The organism is Roseateles sp. NT4 (genome assembly GCF_051857475.1).
GTDB lineage: Bacteria > Pseudomonadota > Gammaproteobacteria > Burkholderiales > Burkholderiaceae_C > Pelomonas.
Genome location: NZ_JBPZGZ010000001.1, coordinates 564,775 through 579,879, shown reverse-complemented (window position 1 = coordinate 579,879; position 15,105 = coordinate 564,775). Strand labels below are relative to the sequence as shown.

Genomic DNA, 15,105 nt, shown 5'->3' with positions numbered 1-15,105 from the left:
GCAAACCACCAGCCTCAACGACCTAGGGCTTGCATTTGCCGTCAGGCCACATCGCCCATCACCTTGCCCACCAGCTTGCGAACGACCTCTTCCAGCGTCGTGCGGCCCTTGCGTGACGTGGCCGCATTGAAGTCGATCCAGCCTTCGTTGAAGCCGTCCAGCATGCGCATGCGCGGGCCGGGGTTGCGCATGCCATCGCGGCGAAAGCGGGCCTCCCAGCTCTCGCGCGGCACGGCCTCGGCGCGAACATCACGACGCAGCGCGCTCGCAAGCGCCGCGGCCAGGTTCACAGGCGCCAGACGACTCGGACCTTCAAGGTCGACGACGCGCTGGCCTGCCCAGTCGTCCTGCAGCAGCTCGGCCGCAGCCTCCGCCACGTCGGCAGTGGCCACCATGGCGACGGGCCTGTCCAGCGGCTGCAGATAAGAAGCCATCAGGCCGGTTTCACGCGCGGGTGCGACGTCCCAGGCCAGGTTCTCGATGAACCACGCCGCACGCAGGAAGGTGACCGGCAGGTCCAGGCCCCCCAGCACCTCCTCCATCACGCCCAGCTTGCTCAGCAGATTGGGCTCGGCCGCCTGCGCGCCGATGGTGGACAGGGCCACAACGCGCGCTGGCCGGGCTGCCGACAGCGCCTCGGCCAGTGCCGCGATATGCCGGCGCGTTTCGTCGAAGTCCGGCGAAGGGTCGAAGACCGGCGGCAGCAGCACGAAGACCGCCGTGGCACCGCGAAAGGCTTCGGTCAGGCCGGCGGCGTCATGCATCTCGGCCAGCGCCACCTCACAACCGCGCGCCCGCCAGGCTTCGCCCTTGGCGGCATCGCGCACGACGGCCCGCACCGGCAGGCCGGCTGCCAGCAGACGCCCTGCCAGTTGGCGACCCACCTGGCCCGTGATTCCCGTGATTGCAAACATCCATGTTCTCCTTGGCCGCCCACCATGGGTGGCTTCGGGGATGGATTCTTGGGATTCGCGGTCTGCAAAGCGATAGCATGAATGTCATTTGATTCATGCCGCTCAAGCATCCATGCACTCTTTGACCCCGCAGCTGCTGGACGGTTTTCGCGTCATGGTGGCCGTCGTCGACGCCCGCAGCTTCGGCCGTGCCGGCGAGGCCCTGGACATGTCGCAGTCGGGCGTCAGCCGCGCCGTCGCGCGCCTGGAGCAGCGCCTGGCCATCCGCCTCTTCGACCGCACCACGCGCAGCGTGCGCCTGACCGACGAGGGCCGGCGCTTCTACGAGCGCGTCCTGCCTTTGCTGGGCGAGCTGGCCGAGGCTGCGGAGACGGCCAGCGGCTCGGCAGCCGCGGTGCGCGGCAAGCTGCGCGTCAACATCGACCCCTTCTTCTCCCGCCTCATCCTCGGCCCCCGCCTGGGCGCCTTCCTCGACGCCCATCCCGAGCTGGAGCTGGAGCTGCGCACCCGCGACGACCTCGGCGACCTGGTGGCCGACGGCTTCGACCTCGCCATCCGCTTCGGTCACCCGCAGACCTCGTCGCTGGTCGCGCGCAAACTGCTCGACGCCCGCGTGCTGACGGTGGCCTCACCGGCCTATCTGCGCCAGTTCGGCCGGCCCACCCATCCGCGCGACCTCGCCGGAGGCCACCGCGGCATCCTGTTCCGCGACCCCGCCACGGGCCGCCCTTTCCCCTGGGAGTTCCATCAAGGCCGCCGCAAGCTGGTTGTGCCGGTGCAGGGGCCATTGACGGTCAACGACGCCGGCACGCTGCAGAGCAGCTGCCTGGCCGGCTACGGCATCGCCCAGATGTTCGAACTGGCCGAGGACGAATTGCTGGCGAGTGGCGCCCTGGTCAATCTGTTCCCGGATTGGTCGGACGAGCGCTTCCCGCTTTACGCCTACCACCCCTCGCGCAGCCACATGCCGGCCAAGACGCGGGCCATGCTGGACTTCGTCGTGGGCCTGGCGGCCACCTCCAGCATCAACGGCCGAGCAGCAGGTAGTCGAACAGCTGCGTCCCGCCCGCGCCGCCCAGCGGCACCAGGATCGCCTTGAGCAGGGGCTGGTCGAAGAAGGAAGCAAAAGCGCCGTGCTGCTCGTTCTCGACCTGGACGATCAGGCGCTTGAAGGGCTCCACCAGATCGGACAGCGGCTTGCCGCTGCCGGCCATCCAGCGCAGGTCGGCCTGCATGGATTCCAGCGCCCGGCGGCGGGTGTTCTCGGCGGCCTGCTTGAGCAGGAAGGTCAGGCCGATCAGCACCGCGACATAGAAGGTCACGCCGACCGCGATGGCCGGTGTCAGCGCCCAGTTGTCGAACAGCCGGCTGCGCGCCACCACCAGCAGGGCCAGCACGACGAAGGGCCCGATGACCAGGCGCGCAATCGGCGCGCTGCGCAGGGCCACCACCTGCACGTCGATCCAGTCGTCCAGCAGCGTGTGCATGGTGAAGCCGCTGCCATCCTTGTTGCGCTCCTCCGGACGCGCGCAGAAGCGCTGCGACCACAGGCCCTTGTGCTCGTCGCCCAGCGCATTGGCGAACTGGGCGATGGTCTCGGGCGGGTAGAAGCTGCGGCCGGCGTTCAGGTGGCGCACAAAGCGCGTCAGCAGCACCGTTGCATCGGCCACCGCGACGATGAGCAGCGGCAGCAGCAGCAGGGCCGCATACAGCGTCACCCGCACCAGGCTGCGGTGCTCGCGCCCGCGCGCCGGCACCTCGGGAATCTGGCCGTCGTTGATGCCGAAGAACAGCAGCAGCATGAGAGCCAGCGTCAGCACATACCAGAACAGCGTGCGGATCAGGCGCGGCGTCGCCTCACCGCGTTCGCTGTATTCCACCCACAGCTGCTTGAAGTCGCAGCTGAGGCCGACCCCCGGCTTCCAGAACATCACGCTGGCGTTGGAAAACCAGCCGCCCAGCAGTTCCTTCACGCTGTGGGGTGCGGGCGGGGGCAGCTTCAGCCAGTTGGAGTCGCGCTTCAATTGCTCCTGCGTGGCGGCCCAGGCCCAATCCAGCGTCCACAGCAGCGAGAACAGGGCCAGCAGATGGATGAGGTGGGACGGCCAGGCACTCACCCCCTCCAGCCAGGCCGTGGGCTCGCAGGTCAGGCAAGGCACCTTGCCCGGCCACCAGCCGCCATGCGGCCAGGCCAGCCACATCCAGGTGGCGGCAATGCCGAGCAGGGCCGCACCCAGCACGATGACCAGTTGCCGCCTCTCGTCGACCTTCCAGGCCGTGACACCTACCAGCACCGCACCACCGGCCGCCAGAGCCGCCAGCAGCCGCGCATGGCTGAAGTTCATGCGGCCCGGCAGCACGAACTCGATGAGGCTGGCCATGGCATAGGACAGCAGCACCGCATGCAGGGTCACCAGGGCGATGGCCGTGAAGTTCATGACGCGCGGCGCCCCGCCACCACCGGCCAGCAACACGCGGCGAGCCTGGCGCATGGACGGTGTGGATGGCCAGGCAAACAGCATGCAGCCGATCAGCGTGGCCATCAGCAGCGCGACGAAGATGCGCCCGGGCGCCGCCTGGTGGGGCCGCTGCAGCAGCGCATAGCCCGCCAGCGGCACGCTCTCGGAGCGGCCGATCTCGTACACCGAGGTGTTCTTCAGCACCCCGTCCAGGGCCTTGGCCTCGGCGGCCTTGCAGGCCTCGCTGCGGCAGCCGGCGCGGCGGGCGGCGGCATAGGTGCTGGTCTGGTAGATGTCGCGCAGCGGCGGCGTGCCGGCCTGCAGGTCGGCCTCGCCGGGCCCCGCCGGGTAGAAGGACAGCGGCAGGCTGCTGGCCACCACGAGGTTGCGCGTGAACGCCTGGGTGCGCGGATGCAGATAGCGCGCGTCCATGTCCGTCGTGAAGAACATGCGATCCGAAAAGGTCTCGTGCAGGGCCTGCAGCACCAGCAGCTTGTCGTGCACGTCGTTGGCAAAGATGCCGATGGCGCCGATGGGCAGGCTGTCTTCCACGGCCTCGCTGCGCTTGAGTTCGGAACTCAGCCGGCGCAGATAGTCGAGCTGGTCGCGGCTTTCCGGCCACTCCAGCGGCGGCGCCTTGGCCGCGGCCGTGGCGAGGGCCGCCGCCGCGCTGGCCTCCTTGGTGGTCACGCCGTCGATGCCGCGGAAGAAGTAGATGACCCGCAGCGTGTCCTGCATGGCCGGCGGCAGGCAGTCGCGCAACTGCTCCACCAGAGCCTGGGCATAGATGGAGTCGCGCTCGGCGACGACGACGATGCGGCGTTTGGTCTGCGGCAGGCGCAGCCTCACCTCCTTGACCAGGTTCTCGATCAGGTCGGCATCGCTGCCCACGGTGCGCACCATGTGCACGGGTGTCGGCTTGCCCTTGGCACCGGTCAGGCGGCTGAAGTGCTGGGTCAGGAAGGCGTCCAGGCCATCGTCCACCTGGGTCACGTCACGGGCGTACTGCTGCAGCTCCGGCAGCATGCGCTCGGGGGCCGTCGACGAGGGGTTGTAGAACTCGGCCCGGGCCAGCAGGCGGTAGCCGTCCAGCACATCGTCGGGCAGCACCTTGCCGGCGGTGATGTCTTCGCCGCGCCGGGCGCAGCGGGCGGCGTCGCTGCGGCCGATGCCGCCGCCGGCGATGCCCGCGGCGTTGTTGAGGTCGGCCGCACAGCGCAGGTCACGCAGCGCGGTACGCAGGGCGTCGGTGGACGAGGGGCCGATGACGGCCAGGCGCGGCAGCGCCTCCTGGTGGTCGTCGGCAAAGCGCACCTGGGCCCGGCCACGCGCCGTCTTGCCCATCAGCTGTTCGGTCAACCGGGCCACCGCGTCCAGCTTGCGCAGCGGCAGCGCCGTCTCGTCCACCCACAGCAGCGCGACCTGGGCATAGCGATCGCTGTTCTCGCGGCGCAGCGACAACAGCTCGTAGGGCACCATGTAGCCGCCGCCGGAGGTGAACTCTGCCGCGCCGCCCTTCTGGCCCGGTTTGGACTTGCCGGGCGGGGGCGGGTCCAGCAGCTTGAACTCCAGCAGGCTCAGCCGCTCGGCGTTGTCGGGCACATAGTCCTGAGCCAGCAGGCCGGCCAACGTGGCGTAGCGGATGCGCCGCCGTGCCTCTTCGGCGCCGACGAAGTCAGCGCCTGGCATCAGGGCCAGCACGATCAGCGTGTCGTCGAGGCTCTTGTTCTGGTCGGCGTCCAGGCGTGACAGCAGATTGCGCGGGTCACGCAGCTCGGGCATCACATTGCCGCAGTCGCTGTCCACCGGCTGCGAGGCCTTGCGCTGGCGCTCGCAACGCTCGGACCGCTCCACCTCGTAGCGGCGCAGCGCCGCGAACGGGTCTTCCCAGAGCCGGGCGTTGATCTCCAGGTCGGGGTCCAGCGGCGCCTGGGCGCGCGCCTTCTCGGCGGGCCGCAATGCGTCGAAGGCATGCGGCACCAGCTGGGTGCTGGCGATGAACGCCATCAGCACAGCCACGCTGGCCCACGGAAAACTGCCCAGCACGCCGCCCTTGGAATCCGCCATCCATGTCTCCTGACCCTTGCAGGAACGGGTCAGGGGCGAAAGTCTCAGCTCGCCGGGGCGGCGTCAATCACTAGGCTGGCGAACGTCCTCAGAAGTCGGGATGCCAGCCACCCCGCAGCAACACCGCGGTCACTGCATGGTGGCCGAGCCGCCGGAAGGGTGAGTCCGATCGTCGAACAGCGCCCCCACATCCACCGCATCGAAGCGGTAGTGCCGGCCGCAGAAGTCACAGCCGATCTCGACATCGCCGCGCTCGGCCAGCACGCTGTCGACCTCATCGCGGCCCAGGCCGCGCAGCATCTGGCCGACCCGCTCGCGCGAGCAGGTGCAGGCAAAACGGGGCTGCTGGGGTTCGAAGCGGGTCACCGTCTCCTCCCAGAACAGGCGGCGCAGGATGGTGTCGGCGTCCAGCGTCAGCAGCTCTTCGGAGGTCAGCGTGCCAGCCAGGATGGAGATGCGGTTGAAGGCGTCGGACAGGCCGATGTCGTCCTCGTTGCGCCGGCCTTCGAGATTGCCCTCGCCCTCGACAGGCAGGCGCTGGATCAGCAGGCCGGCGGCGAGGTCGCCATTGGCCGCCAGCACCAGCCGGGTGTCCAGCTGCTCGGACTGCAGCATGTAGTGCTCCAGCACCTCGCTGACCTTCTGCAGCGGCTCGCACTGGTCGCCGTGCAGGGGCACGACGCCCTGGTAGGGCTGCTGGCCGGGCAGCTTGTCCTTGGGGTCCAACGTGATGGCGCAGCGGCCCTGGCCGTTCAGGTTGACCATGGCCTCCAGCGTCGCGCCGGGCTCCACCGTGCCGACGCATTTGGCCGTCACGCGAAAGGCCAGGTCGGGCTGCACCTCGGCCACGGCCAGCTTGACCGGGCCGTCACCGAAGATCTGCAGCACCAGGGCGCCGTTGAACTTGATGTTGGCCTGCATCAGCACGGCCGCGGCGCTCATCTGGCCGAGCAGGTCGCGCAGCTCGGGCGGGTATTCCTGGCCGGGCTCGCGGCGGCTCAGCAGCTCGCGCCAGCCTTCGGTCAGGCGCACCAGCATGCCGCGCACCGGCAGGCCTTCGAACAGGAACTTGTGCAATTCGCTCATCGGATTCTTTTCAGGCCGGCCGCATAACGGCGGCCGTTGTTGACATAGTGGTTGGCGCTGGCCTTGAGCCCGGCAATCTGGGCCTCGCTGAGCTCCCTCACCACCTTGGCCGGCGCGCCGACGATCAGCGAGCCGTCCGGGAACTCCTTGCCTTCGGTGACCAGGGCGCCGGCGCCGACGATGCAGTTGCGGCCGATACGGGCGCCATTCAAGACCACGGCCCCGATACCGATGAGGCTTTCGTCACCGATGGTGCAGCCATGCAGCATGACCTGGTGGCCGACGGTGACGTTCTCGCCCAGCACCAGCGGGAAACCATGGTCGGCATGCAGCACCGAGCCGTCCTGGACGTTGCTGCCGGCGCCTATGGTCAGCGTGTCGCTGTCGCCGCGCAGCACGGCGTTGAACCAGATGCTGACGTTGGCTTGCAGCGTCACCCGGCCGATGACCTCGGCGCTGTCCGCCACCCAGGCGCTGTCATCGACCTCGGGCTCCCAGTCGTCCAGCTGATAGATGGCCATTGCATGTACTCCCGCACGCTGCGGCCGGCAAGGGCGCGCAAAGCGGCGATTTTAGGAGGGGAGCTCTGCTAGCCTGGGCCGCATGTCAGTGAGCCGCCATCGCAGGCGCTGCCTGTCCGCTCTCGGGCTGCTGCCAGCCCTGGGCATTGCTGCGCCGTCGGCCGGGCCGCTGATACGCCACGCGCTCGTGGAGCTGCCGCCCGGCGTGCCCAACTACGAGCTCGCCGTGCTGCGCCTGCTGCTGGACAAGACCGGGGCCAGCCACGGCCCCTACCGCCTGGCCGCCGCGCCGGCCATGACGCAGAGCCGCGCCTTTCTGCAGCTGGCGGCCGGCGACCTGGAGCTCACCACCTCGGTCACGACGACCGAGCACGAGGCCCAGGCCCTGGCTGTGCGCACCTGCCTCTTCCGTGGCCTGCTCGGCATCCGCCTGCCCATCGCGCTGTCACGCCGCCGCGCCGAGCTGCAGGGGGTTGCGACGCTGGAGCAGGCGCGCCGCCTGCGCCTGGCCCAGGTCGAGAGCTGGCCCGACACCCAGATCCTGAAGGCCAATGGCTGGCCGGTGCAGGCCATCGCCAGGCGCGACAGCTTCCCGCTGCTGCTGGAGCGCGAGCGCATCGACCTGTTTGCGCTCGGCGCCATCGAGGTCTTCCCTTTCGTCGACGCGCTGCCGGGCCTGTGCGTGCTGGACGGCTGGCTGATCGCCTACCCGGCGCCGCTCTACTTTTTCGTCAGCCCCAGCCAGCCCGAACTGGCGGCCCGCCTGCGCAAGGGCTGGGAGCTGGCAATGACCGATGGCAGCTTTGTCGCGCTGTTTGAGCAATGGGCGGGCCCGCAGCTGCAGCGCGCCGCACTCAACGACAGGCGCTGGCTGAAGCTGCACAACCCGAGCCTGCCCACCGACACACCGCTGCAGGACGACAGGCTCTGGCATCCCCTGGTGGCGGCCAGGTTGAAAACCTAGGCGCCGGGATAATCGCGGGCATGGAAGTCCGTGCCCGCGCCCTTGAGATCCTCGCCCTGACCGACCCGCTGGCCAAGGCCGCGGCCGCGAGAGCGCTGGACGAAGCGGCGCCCCTCGACACCGAGGCGGTGCTGGCCGAGCCGCCCGGCATCCCCGGCCGCCCAGCCCGCCCGCAGCTGGTCGAGCACATCCGGCTCAAGCCGCCCTCGATGCGCACGCCGGCCGGTGTCGCGGCCCTGGTGCATTCCATCGCCCACATCGAGTTCAACGCCATCAACCTGGCCCTGGACGTCAGCTGGCGCTTTGCCGGCATGCCGCCGGCCTTCTACCGCGACTGGCTGCGCATTGCCGCCGAGGAGGCCCTGCACTTCACGCTGCTGCGCGAGCATCTGCTGACGCTGGGCTTCGACTACGGCGACTTCGACGCCCACAACGCGCTGTGGGACATGGCCGAGCGCACCCGGCATGACCTGCTGGCCCGCATCGCCCTGGTGCCGCGCACGCTGGAGGCCCGCGGCCTGGACGCCTCGCCGGCCGTCAAGCGCAAGCTCATAGGTGCCGGCGACCACCGCGCCGGCGACATCCTGGACATCATCCTGCGCGACGAGATCGGCCATGTGGCCGCCGGCAACCGCTGGTTCCGTCACCTGTGCGAGCAGCGCGGGCTGGAGCCGGTGGCGACCTATGCCGAACTGGCCGAGCGCTACCAGGCGCCCAAGCTGCGCGCCCCCTTCAACCTGGAAGCCCGCCGCGCCGCCGGCTTCGACGAGGCGGAGTTGACTGCACTGCAGCAAGCCGTCTGATTTCCCCATGTCCCGTTTTCAAGCCAATCTGCTGCTCACCCTCGTCGCCCTGATCTGGGGCTCGGCCTTTGTCTTCCAGAACCAGGCCATGGCCCATGTTGGCCCCCTGCTCTTCACCGGCGTGCGCTTTGTGGTCGGGGCCCTCGTCGTGCTGCCGCTGGCCGTCATGGAGTGGCGCCGCCTGGGCCGCGAAGGCCGCCCGCTGAACCGCCTCGACGGCTGGCACATCGCCGGCCTGGGTGGCCTGATGACGCTGGGCGCCGTCATGCAGCAGATCGGCATTCAATACACCAGCGTGACCAACGCCGGCTTCCTGACCGCCGTCTATGTGCCCCTGGTGCCCGTGCTGGCCTGGCTGCTGCTGGGCCAGATCGCTCACTGGTCGGTCTGGCCGGCGGCGGCGGGCTGCCTGGTGGGCGCCTTCCTGCTGTCGGGCGCCCATGAGCTCAAGGTCGGGCTGGGCGACCTCTGGGTGGCCGCCTCAGCCATTCCCTGGGCCGTCCACGTGCTGATGGTGGGCCGCTGGGCCGACCGCATGGCGGCCCCTTTCATGGTGGCCAGCGGCCAGTTCGCCGTCTGCGGCGCGCTGTCGCTGGTCGCGGCCTTGGTCATGGAACCGGTGCGCTGGGCCGGGCTTGAGGCCGCCGCGGTGCCTATCGCCTTCACCGGCGTGCTGTCGGTCGGCATCGCCTTCACGGCCCAGGTCGTCGCCCAGCGCTATGCGCATGCGGCGGACGCGGCCATCATCCTGTCGGCCGAGACCTTGTTTGCCGCCGCTTTCGGCTACGCGCTGCTGGGTGAGCGCCTCAACACGGCCGGGCTGATCGGCTGCGGACTGATGCTGGGCTGCATCCTGCTGGTGCAACTGATGCCGCTGGTGGGAACCCTGAGGCGCCGGCAAATTCTGACCACCCCGTCAAATTAACTTTTAGACTCTGCCGTCCCCCTCGAGGAGCCCCGCATGAGCGCTGATGTTTCCAAGCTTGACGCCTACTGGATGCCCTTCACGGCCAACCGCCAGTTCAAGCAGGCGCCGCGCCTGTTGACCCAGGCCGACGGCATGTTCTTCCGTGACGACAAGGGCCGCGAGGTTCTGGACGGCATCGCCGGCCTGTGGTGCGTCAACGCGGGCCACAACCGACCCCGCATCGTCAAGGCCATCCAGGAGCAGGCGGCGGAGCTGGACTTCGCGCCGCCCTTCCAGATGGGCCATCCCAAGGCCTTCGAACTGGCCGAGCGCCTGGCCCAGATCGCACCCGCCGGCATGAACCGCGTCTTCTTCACCAACTCGGGCTCCGAGTCGGTGGACACCGCGCTGAAGATGGCCATCGCCTACCACCGCGTGCGCGGTGAAGGCGCCCGCACCCGCCTGATCGGCCGCGAGCGCGGCTACCACGGCGTCAACTTCGGCGGCATCTCGGTCGGCGGCATGGTCGCCAACCGCAAGATGTTCGGCAGCCTGCTGGCCGGCGTCGACCACATCCGCCACACCCACGACCCGGCGCGCAATGCCTTCTCGGTCGGCATTCCCCAGCATGGCGCCGATTTCGCCGACGACCTGGAGCGCCTGGTCGCCCTGCATGACGCCTCCACCATCGCGGCCGTCATCGTCGAGCCTGTCGCCGGTTCCACCGGCGTGCTGATCCCGCCCCAGGGCTATCTGCAGCGCCTGCGCGACATCTGCGACAAGCACGGCATCCTGCTGATCTTCGACGAGGTCATCACCGGCTTCGGCCGCACCGGCAAGCCCTTCGGCGCCCAGACCTTCGGCGTGACGCCCGACCTGATGACGGTGGCCAAGGGCATCACCAACGGCTGCGTGCCCATGGGCGCGGTGTTCGCCCAGCAGAAGATTCATGACGCCTTCATGACGGGGCCCGAGCACCTCATCGAGTTCTTCCACGGCTATACCTACTCGGCCCACCCGCTGGCCTGCGCCGCCGGCATTGCCACGCTGGACACCTATGCCGACGACGATCTGCTGACCCGCGCCGCGCGCATGCAGGACGAGTTCGCCAAGGCGCTGCACTCGCTGCGCGATGAGCCCAATGTCATCGACGTGCGCAATATCGGCCTGGTCGGCGGCATCGAGTTGAAACCCCTCGATGGCCAACCCGCCAAGCGCGCCTTCAATGTCTTCCTGGACTGCTGGGACAAGGGCCTGCTGGTCCGCACCACGGGCGACACCGTGGCACTGTCGCCGCCTCTCATCATCGAGAGCAGCCACATCGAACGCATCATCGAAACACTGCGCGGAGCCTTGCGGCGAGCGGCTTGAGCCGGGGCGGCTAGACTGCGCCGCCCCTGAGGATCCTGTTGATGAAGTTGACCGCCCGTTGCGCCGCCGTTGCGGCCTCCCTGCTGCTGTCCCTGCCCGCCGTCGCCCAGACGCTGACCTATCTCGGCCAGCAGATCGTGCAGGGCAGCCCGATGTTCAAGGGCGCGCCGGTCGGCGGCCTCTCCAGCATCGACTATGTGGCGGCGACGGGCCGCTACCTGGCCATCTGCGATGACCGCAGCGACCGCGCGCCGGCCCGCTTCTACGAGCTGAGCCTGGACCTGTCCAAGTTCCGCCGCAGCGCCAACCCCGGCGAGGCGGGCGTGACCTGGGTCAACGCGACCACCATCCTCGACCTCGACGGCCAGCCCTTCGGTCGCAACACGGTCGACCCCGAGAGCCTGCGCCTCGATACCAAGCGCAACCTGATCTATTGGGCCAACGAAGGCCAGCGCGTGTCGGGCGCCATGCAGAACCCGACCGTGCGCCGCATGAGCGGCGACGGCAAGCCCGCCGGCGAGTTCCCGGTGCCGGGCTACTACAACCCCTCGGGCAGCGCCAGCGGCATCGCGCCGGGCGACGTCGGCGTCTACAACAACCTGGCCTTTGAGAGCATCGCCATCACGCCCGATGGCAAGACGCTGTGGACCATGAGCGAGAACGGCCTGGCCCAGGACAGCCTGCCCACCGCCGTGGGCCGCGGCAGCCGCGCGCGCCTGCTGTCCTTCGACCTGGACAGCGGCAAGGCCGGCGCCGAATACATCTACGACGTCGGCCCCGTGCCCTTCCCGCCGGCCCGCCAGGGCGACTTTGCGACCAACGGCGTACCCGACATGCTGGCCCTGTCGGCCCATGAGTTCATCGTCATCGAGCGCGCCTTCGCCGTCGGCGCCGTGACGCCGGGTGTCGCCGCCCATACCAAGCAGCCCACCGGCAACACCATCAAGCTCTACCTCATCGACACGCGCGGTGCCACCGACGTGTCGGGCTGGCCCAGCATCAAGGGCCGCGAGGTCGTGCCCGTCAAACGCGCCATGCTGCTGGACCTGTCCTCGCTGAAGAATGACGACGGCAGCGTGCTGGCCCTGGACAACATCGAGGGCATCACCTTCGGCCCCATGCACGAGGGCAAACGGACGCTGATCCTGGTGTCCGACAACAACTTCAACCCGGCCCAGTTCACGCAGTTCATCGCCTTCACTCTCGACGGCAACTTGAACTGATGCATCCCGTCCCTTGGCGCGCCTACGCGCTGCTCGCCGCCAGCACCAGCCTGGTCGGCAGCTACGTCGGCCTGTCCAAGCTGCTGGTTGCGGCCTTTCCGGTCTTCCTGCTGGCCGGCCTGCGCTTCGGTTTCGCCGCCGTGCTGATGCTGCCCTGGTTGAAGAAGCCGGCCTCGGAAGCGCCGCTGGACGCGCGCTCGCGCTGGCTGCTCTTCCTCGAATCGTTTCTGGGCAACTTCCTGTTCTCCATCTGCATGCTGTTTGGCCTGCGGCAGAGCTCGGCCGTCGTTGCCGGCGTCATCATGGCCGGCATCCCGGCGGCCGTCGCACTGCTGAGCTGGCTGTTCCTGCGCGAGCGCCTCAGCGGCCGCGTGTTGGCGGGCATCGCCTGTGCCGTCGGCGGCATCGCGTTGGTGGCGGGTGGCAAGCAAGGCGGTGCGGAAACGACGCCTGTTGGCGCCCTGCTGCTGCTGGCCGCCGTGTTCTGCGAAGGCTGCTATGTCGTCATCGGCAAGAAGCTGACCGCCGGCCTGGGACCCAAGCGCATCAGTGCGCTGATCAACCTCTGGGGCCTGGTGCTGGTCACGCCGCTGGCCGCCTGGCAAGCCCTGAGCTTCGACTTCACCGCCCCACGCCCGCTGGACTGGGGCCTGCTGGCCTATTACGCCGCCACGGCCAGCGTCATCACCGTCTGGCTGTGGATGGCCGGGCTGAAGGGGCTGCCGGCCGCCAAGGCCGGGGTCTTCATGGTCTTCCTGCCCATCAGCACGGCGCTGATCGGCCTGGCGCTGGGCGAATCCATCTCCGCCATCCAGGCCTTCGCCTATGGCCTGGCCTTATTGGGTGTGCTGCTGGCGACATGGCCGGGGAGAGCCGGCTCTCGGTAGGATGCCGGGATGTCGTCCCTGGAAGCCGATCTCGCCCGCTGGCGCGATCACCTGAACCGTTTCGCCGCCCTGCTGGGCAACCCGCCCGACCGCCAGGCCCTGCCGGCGCCCGAGGCCAGCCCCGGCCACTGCCTGGTGTTTGCCCCCCATCCCGACGATGAATGCATCGTCGGCGCCCTGCCGCTGCGCCTGCAGCAGGAGGCGGGCTGGCGCGTCAGCAATGTCGCCGTGACCCTGGGCAGCAATGCCGAGCGCCGCGAGGCACGCTGGGCCGAACTGGTCGATGCCTGCGAGGTGCTGGGCTTCGACTGCATCCGCGTCGGTGCGGACGGCCTGTCCGATGTGCGCGCCGACGAAGTCAAGAACGAACATGTGCAGGCCCTGGCCGCCATCCTCGCCGAGCACCGCCCGGCCCTCGTCCTCGCGCCGCACGCGCTGGACGACAACCCCAGCCATCGCGGCGTGCACCGCGCCGTCGTCGAGGCCATCGCCGCCGCGCGGCTGGACACGGTGCTGGCGCTGACCGAGTTCTGGTCGACGCAGAGCGAGCCCAATGCCCTGGTGCAGACCAATATCGCCGACACGGCCCGCCTCATCGCCGCGCTGGAGCGCCACACCGGCGAAATCGAGCGCAACCCCTACCACCTGCGCCTGCCGGCCTTCCTGGCCGATGCCGTGCGCCGCGGCGGCGAGCTGGTGCTGGGTGCTGGCGAGGAAGTGCCCGACTTCGCCTTCGCCACCCTCTACCGCCTGGTCGCCTACCGCAAGGGTCAGCCGATGCGCGACCTGCCGCGCCGCGTCCTGCCGGCCGACGAGGCCCTGACTTCCGCCCTGCTCAAGCCATGACACACCCGACCCATATCCGCGTCCACCAATTCGCCGGCCTGCAGACCGGCCCGCGCCTCCTCGTGACCGGCGCCGTGCATGGCAACGAAGTCCACGGCACGAAGGCCATGGCCGAAATCATTCGCCAGCTCGACGCCGGCGAGCTGACGCTGCTGCGCGGCACGCTGACCCTGGTGCCCATCGTCAACCCGCTGGCCCACCAGCTGAACCGCCGCGAGGGCGACCGCAACCTCAACCGCAACCTGCGTCCACCCGTCATTGCGCATGACTTCGAGGACCGCATCGCGCGCGTGCTGTGTCCGCTGATCGCCCAGCACGACGGCATCCTGGACCTGCACAGCTTCCAGGGCAACGGCCCGGCCTTCGCCATGATCGGCCCGCGCAACAACACGGGCGAGCTGGAGCCTTTCTCGCAGGAGGCGACCGAGTCGGCCCTGGCCGCACGCCTGGGCGTGAGCCGCATCGTCGAAGGCTGGCTGTCGACCTATGCGCTGGGCCTGCAGCGCCGCCAGCAGCGCGAGCACGACGGCTCACGCCGCGCCTCGCTGATCTCCGACCCGCACTACGGCGTCGGCACCACCGAATACATGCGCTCCACCGGCGGCTGGGCCATCACGCTGGAATGTGGCCAGCACCTGGACCCGAATGGCCCCGAAGTCGCCCGCCTGGCCATCCTGCGCACCCTGGTCTTCCTCGGCATGCTCGACCAGAGCGCTGTCGAGGCGCATCGCCCTGCGCAGCCGCCCGAGCTGCTGCAGCTCTACGACGTCATCGACCGCGAGGACATGGGCGACGGCTTCGAACGTGAATGGGCAAGCTTCGACCCCATCGCGAAAGGCCAGAAGATCGGTACCCGCGCCAGCGGCGAAGCCGTGATCGCGCCCAGCGAAGGCCGCATCGTCTTTCCCAATGTGAAGTCTCAGCCCGGTACGGAATGGTTCTACCTGGCAAGGCCGAGCGATCGGAAGCTGGGCTGATCGACTGAACGCCTCCTGCCTTGTGCTGACATCGACTGTCAGCACAGGTCTCGCAAGATGCGCAGGCCGCTGCACAAGCG

General features: G+C 69.2%; 13 protein-coding genes. 9 read left to right on the top strand and 4 right to left on the bottom strand.

Annotated features, from left to right (window positions below; genetic code table 11):
- Window positions 1–41: 41 nt before the first annotated feature.
- On the bottom strand, window positions 42–914 hold the full coding sequence (locus ACS5PN_RS02645) for an NAD(P)H-binding protein (RefSeq protein ID WP_439462390.1): 873 nt from the start codon (window positions 912–914) through the stop codon (window positions 42–44).
- A gap of 112 nt (window positions 915–1,026) precedes the next feature.
- Between ACS5PN_RS02645 and ACS5PN_RS02640 the strand changes: the two genes are divergently transcribed.
- A complete protein-coding gene (locus ACS5PN_RS02640) occupies window positions 1,027–2,013 on the top strand; it encodes a LysR family transcriptional regulator (protein ID WP_439462389.1) in 987 nt (328 codons plus the stop codon).
- Here ACS5PN_RS02640 and ACS5PN_RS02635 read toward each other — a convergent pair.
- The 3 genes from ACS5PN_RS02635 to ACS5PN_RS02625 all read right to left on the bottom strand — a co-directional run bounded on the left by ACS5PN_RS02635 (window position 1,940) and on the right by ACS5PN_RS02625 (window position 7,047).
- Window positions 1,940–5,440 (bottom strand): hypothetical protein, encoded by a 3,501-nt coding sequence (locus tag ACS5PN_RS02635; protein WP_439462388.1) that lies wholly within the window; start codon window positions 5,438–5,440, stop codon window positions 1,940–1,942. The two genes, ACS5PN_RS02640 and ACS5PN_RS02635, sit on opposite strands and share 74 nt — an antisense overlap.
- Before the next feature lie 129 nt (window positions 5,441–5,569).
- A complete protein-coding gene (locus tag ACS5PN_RS02630; RefSeq protein WP_439462387.1) occupies window positions 5,570–6,526 on the bottom strand; it encodes an Hsp33 family molecular chaperone HslO in 957 nt (318 codons plus the stop codon).
- On the bottom strand, window positions 6,523–7,047 hold the full coding sequence (locus ACS5PN_RS02625) for a gamma carbonic anhydrase family protein (RefSeq protein ID WP_439462386.1): 525 nt from the start codon (window positions 7,045–7,047) through the stop codon (window positions 6,523–6,525). The genes ACS5PN_RS02630 and ACS5PN_RS02625 overlap by 4 nt, the downstream gene beginning before the upstream one ends.
- Before the next feature lie 82 nt (window positions 7,048–7,129).
- On the opposite strand from ACS5PN_RS02625, the gene ACS5PN_RS02620 reads away from it, so the two are divergent.
- From ACS5PN_RS02620 to ACS5PN_RS02585, 8 genes are read left to right on the top strand one after another with little or no spacing between them, the layout of a single operon-like run.
- The gene (locus ACS5PN_RS02620; RefSeq protein WP_439462385.1) at window positions 7,130–8,011 is read left to right on the top strand and encodes a hypothetical protein; all 882 of its coding nucleotides are present in this window, start codon (window positions 7,130–7,132) and stop codon (window positions 8,009–8,011) included.
- A gap of 20 nt (window positions 8,012–8,031) precedes the next feature.
- On the top strand, window positions 8,032–8,814 hold the full coding sequence (locus ACS5PN_RS02615; RefSeq protein ID WP_439462384.1) for a ferritin-like domain-containing protein: 783 nt from the start codon (window positions 8,032–8,034) through the stop codon (window positions 8,812–8,814).
- A 7-nt stretch (window positions 8,815–8,821) separates the two neighbouring features.
- Complete coding sequence (locus ACS5PN_RS02610; RefSeq protein WP_439462383.1) at window positions 8,822–9,739, top strand: DMT family transporter; 918 nt, start codon at window positions 8,822–8,824, stop codon at window positions 9,737–9,739.
- Window positions 9,740–9,775: 36 nt separating this feature from the next.
- On the top strand, window positions 9,776–11,092 hold the full coding sequence (locus ACS5PN_RS02605; protein ID WP_439462382.1) for an aspartate aminotransferase family protein: 1,317 nt from the start codon (window positions 9,776–9,778) through the stop codon (window positions 11,090–11,092).
- A gap of 41 nt (window positions 11,093–11,133) precedes the next feature.
- Window positions 11,134–12,315 carry an esterase-like activity of phytase family protein gene (locus ACS5PN_RS02600; RefSeq protein ID WP_439462381.1) on the top strand — a complete coding sequence of 394 codons (1,182 nt, stop codon included), beginning with the start codon at window positions 11,134–11,136 and terminating at the stop codon, window positions 12,313–12,315.
- Window positions 12,315–13,202: a DMT family transporter gene (locus tag ACS5PN_RS02595; RefSeq protein WP_439462380.1), complete on the top strand. Its 888-nt coding sequence runs from the start codon at window positions 12,315–12,317 to the stop codon at window positions 13,200–13,202. The genes ACS5PN_RS02600 and ACS5PN_RS02595 overlap by 1 nt, the downstream gene beginning before the upstream one ends.
- 9 nt (window positions 13,203–13,211) lie before the next feature.
- Entirely contained in the window at window positions 13,212–14,048 is an 837-nt protein-coding gene (locus ACS5PN_RS02590; protein WP_439462379.1) for a PIG-L deacetylase family protein, read from the top strand.
- Window positions 14,045–15,025: a succinylglutamate desuccinylase/aspartoacylase family protein gene (locus ACS5PN_RS02585; RefSeq protein ID WP_439462378.1), complete on the top strand. Its 981-nt coding sequence runs from the start codon at window positions 14,045–14,047 to the stop codon at window positions 15,023–15,025. The genes ACS5PN_RS02590 and ACS5PN_RS02585 overlap by 4 nt, the downstream gene beginning before the upstream one ends.
- Window positions 15,026–15,105 lie beyond the last annotated feature (80 nt).

What these genes read in the sequence shown, in the direction of transcription:
- ACS5PN_RS02645 (WP_439462390.1), bottom strand. Translation starts at nt 914, where the DNA reads ATGTTTGCAATCACGGGAATCACGGGCCAGGTGGGTCGCCAACTGGCA.
- ACS5PN_RS02640 (WP_439462389.1), top strand. Translation starts at nt 1,027, where the DNA reads ATGCACTCTTTGACCCCGCAGCTGCTGGACGGTTTTCGCGTCATGGTG.
- ACS5PN_RS02635 (WP_439462388.1), bottom strand. Translation starts at nt 5,440, where the DNA reads ATGGCGGATTCCAAGGGCGGCGTGCTGGGCAGTTTTCCGTGGGCCAGC.
- ACS5PN_RS02630 (WP_439462387.1), bottom strand. Translation starts at nt 6,526, where the DNA reads ATGAGCGAATTGCACAAGTTCCTGTTCGAAGGCCTGCCGGTGCGCGGC.
- ACS5PN_RS02625 (WP_439462386.1), bottom strand. Translation starts at nt 7,047, where the DNA reads ATGGCCATCTATCAGCTGGACGACTGGGAGCCCGAGGTCGATGACAGC.
- ACS5PN_RS02620 (WP_439462385.1), top strand. Translation starts at nt 7,130, where the DNA reads ATGTCAGTGAGCCGCCATCGCAGGCGCTGCCTGTCCGCTCTCGGGCTG.
- ACS5PN_RS02615 (WP_439462384.1), top strand. Translation starts at nt 8,032, where the DNA reads ATGGAAGTCCGTGCCCGCGCCCTTGAGATCCTCGCCCTGACCGACCCG.
- ACS5PN_RS02610 (WP_439462383.1), top strand. Translation starts at nt 8,822, where the DNA reads ATGTCCCGTTTTCAAGCCAATCTGCTGCTCACCCTCGTCGCCCTGATC.
- ACS5PN_RS02605 (WP_439462382.1), top strand. Translation starts at nt 9,776, where the DNA reads ATGAGCGCTGATGTTTCCAAGCTTGACGCCTACTGGATGCCCTTCACG.
- ACS5PN_RS02600 (WP_439462381.1), top strand. Translation starts at nt 11,134, where the DNA reads ATGAAGTTGACCGCCCGTTGCGCCGCCGTTGCGGCCTCCCTGCTGCTG.
- ACS5PN_RS02595 (WP_439462380.1), top strand. Translation starts at nt 12,315, where the DNA reads ATGCATCCCGTCCCTTGGCGCGCCTACGCGCTGCTCGCCGCCAGCACC.
- ACS5PN_RS02590 (WP_439462379.1), top strand. Translation starts at nt 13,212, where the DNA reads ATGTCGTCCCTGGAAGCCGATCTCGCCCGCTGGCGCGATCACCTGAAC.
- ACS5PN_RS02585 (WP_439462378.1), top strand. Translation starts at nt 14,045, where the DNA reads ATGACACACCCGACCCATATCCGCGTCCACCAATTCGCCGGCCTGCAG.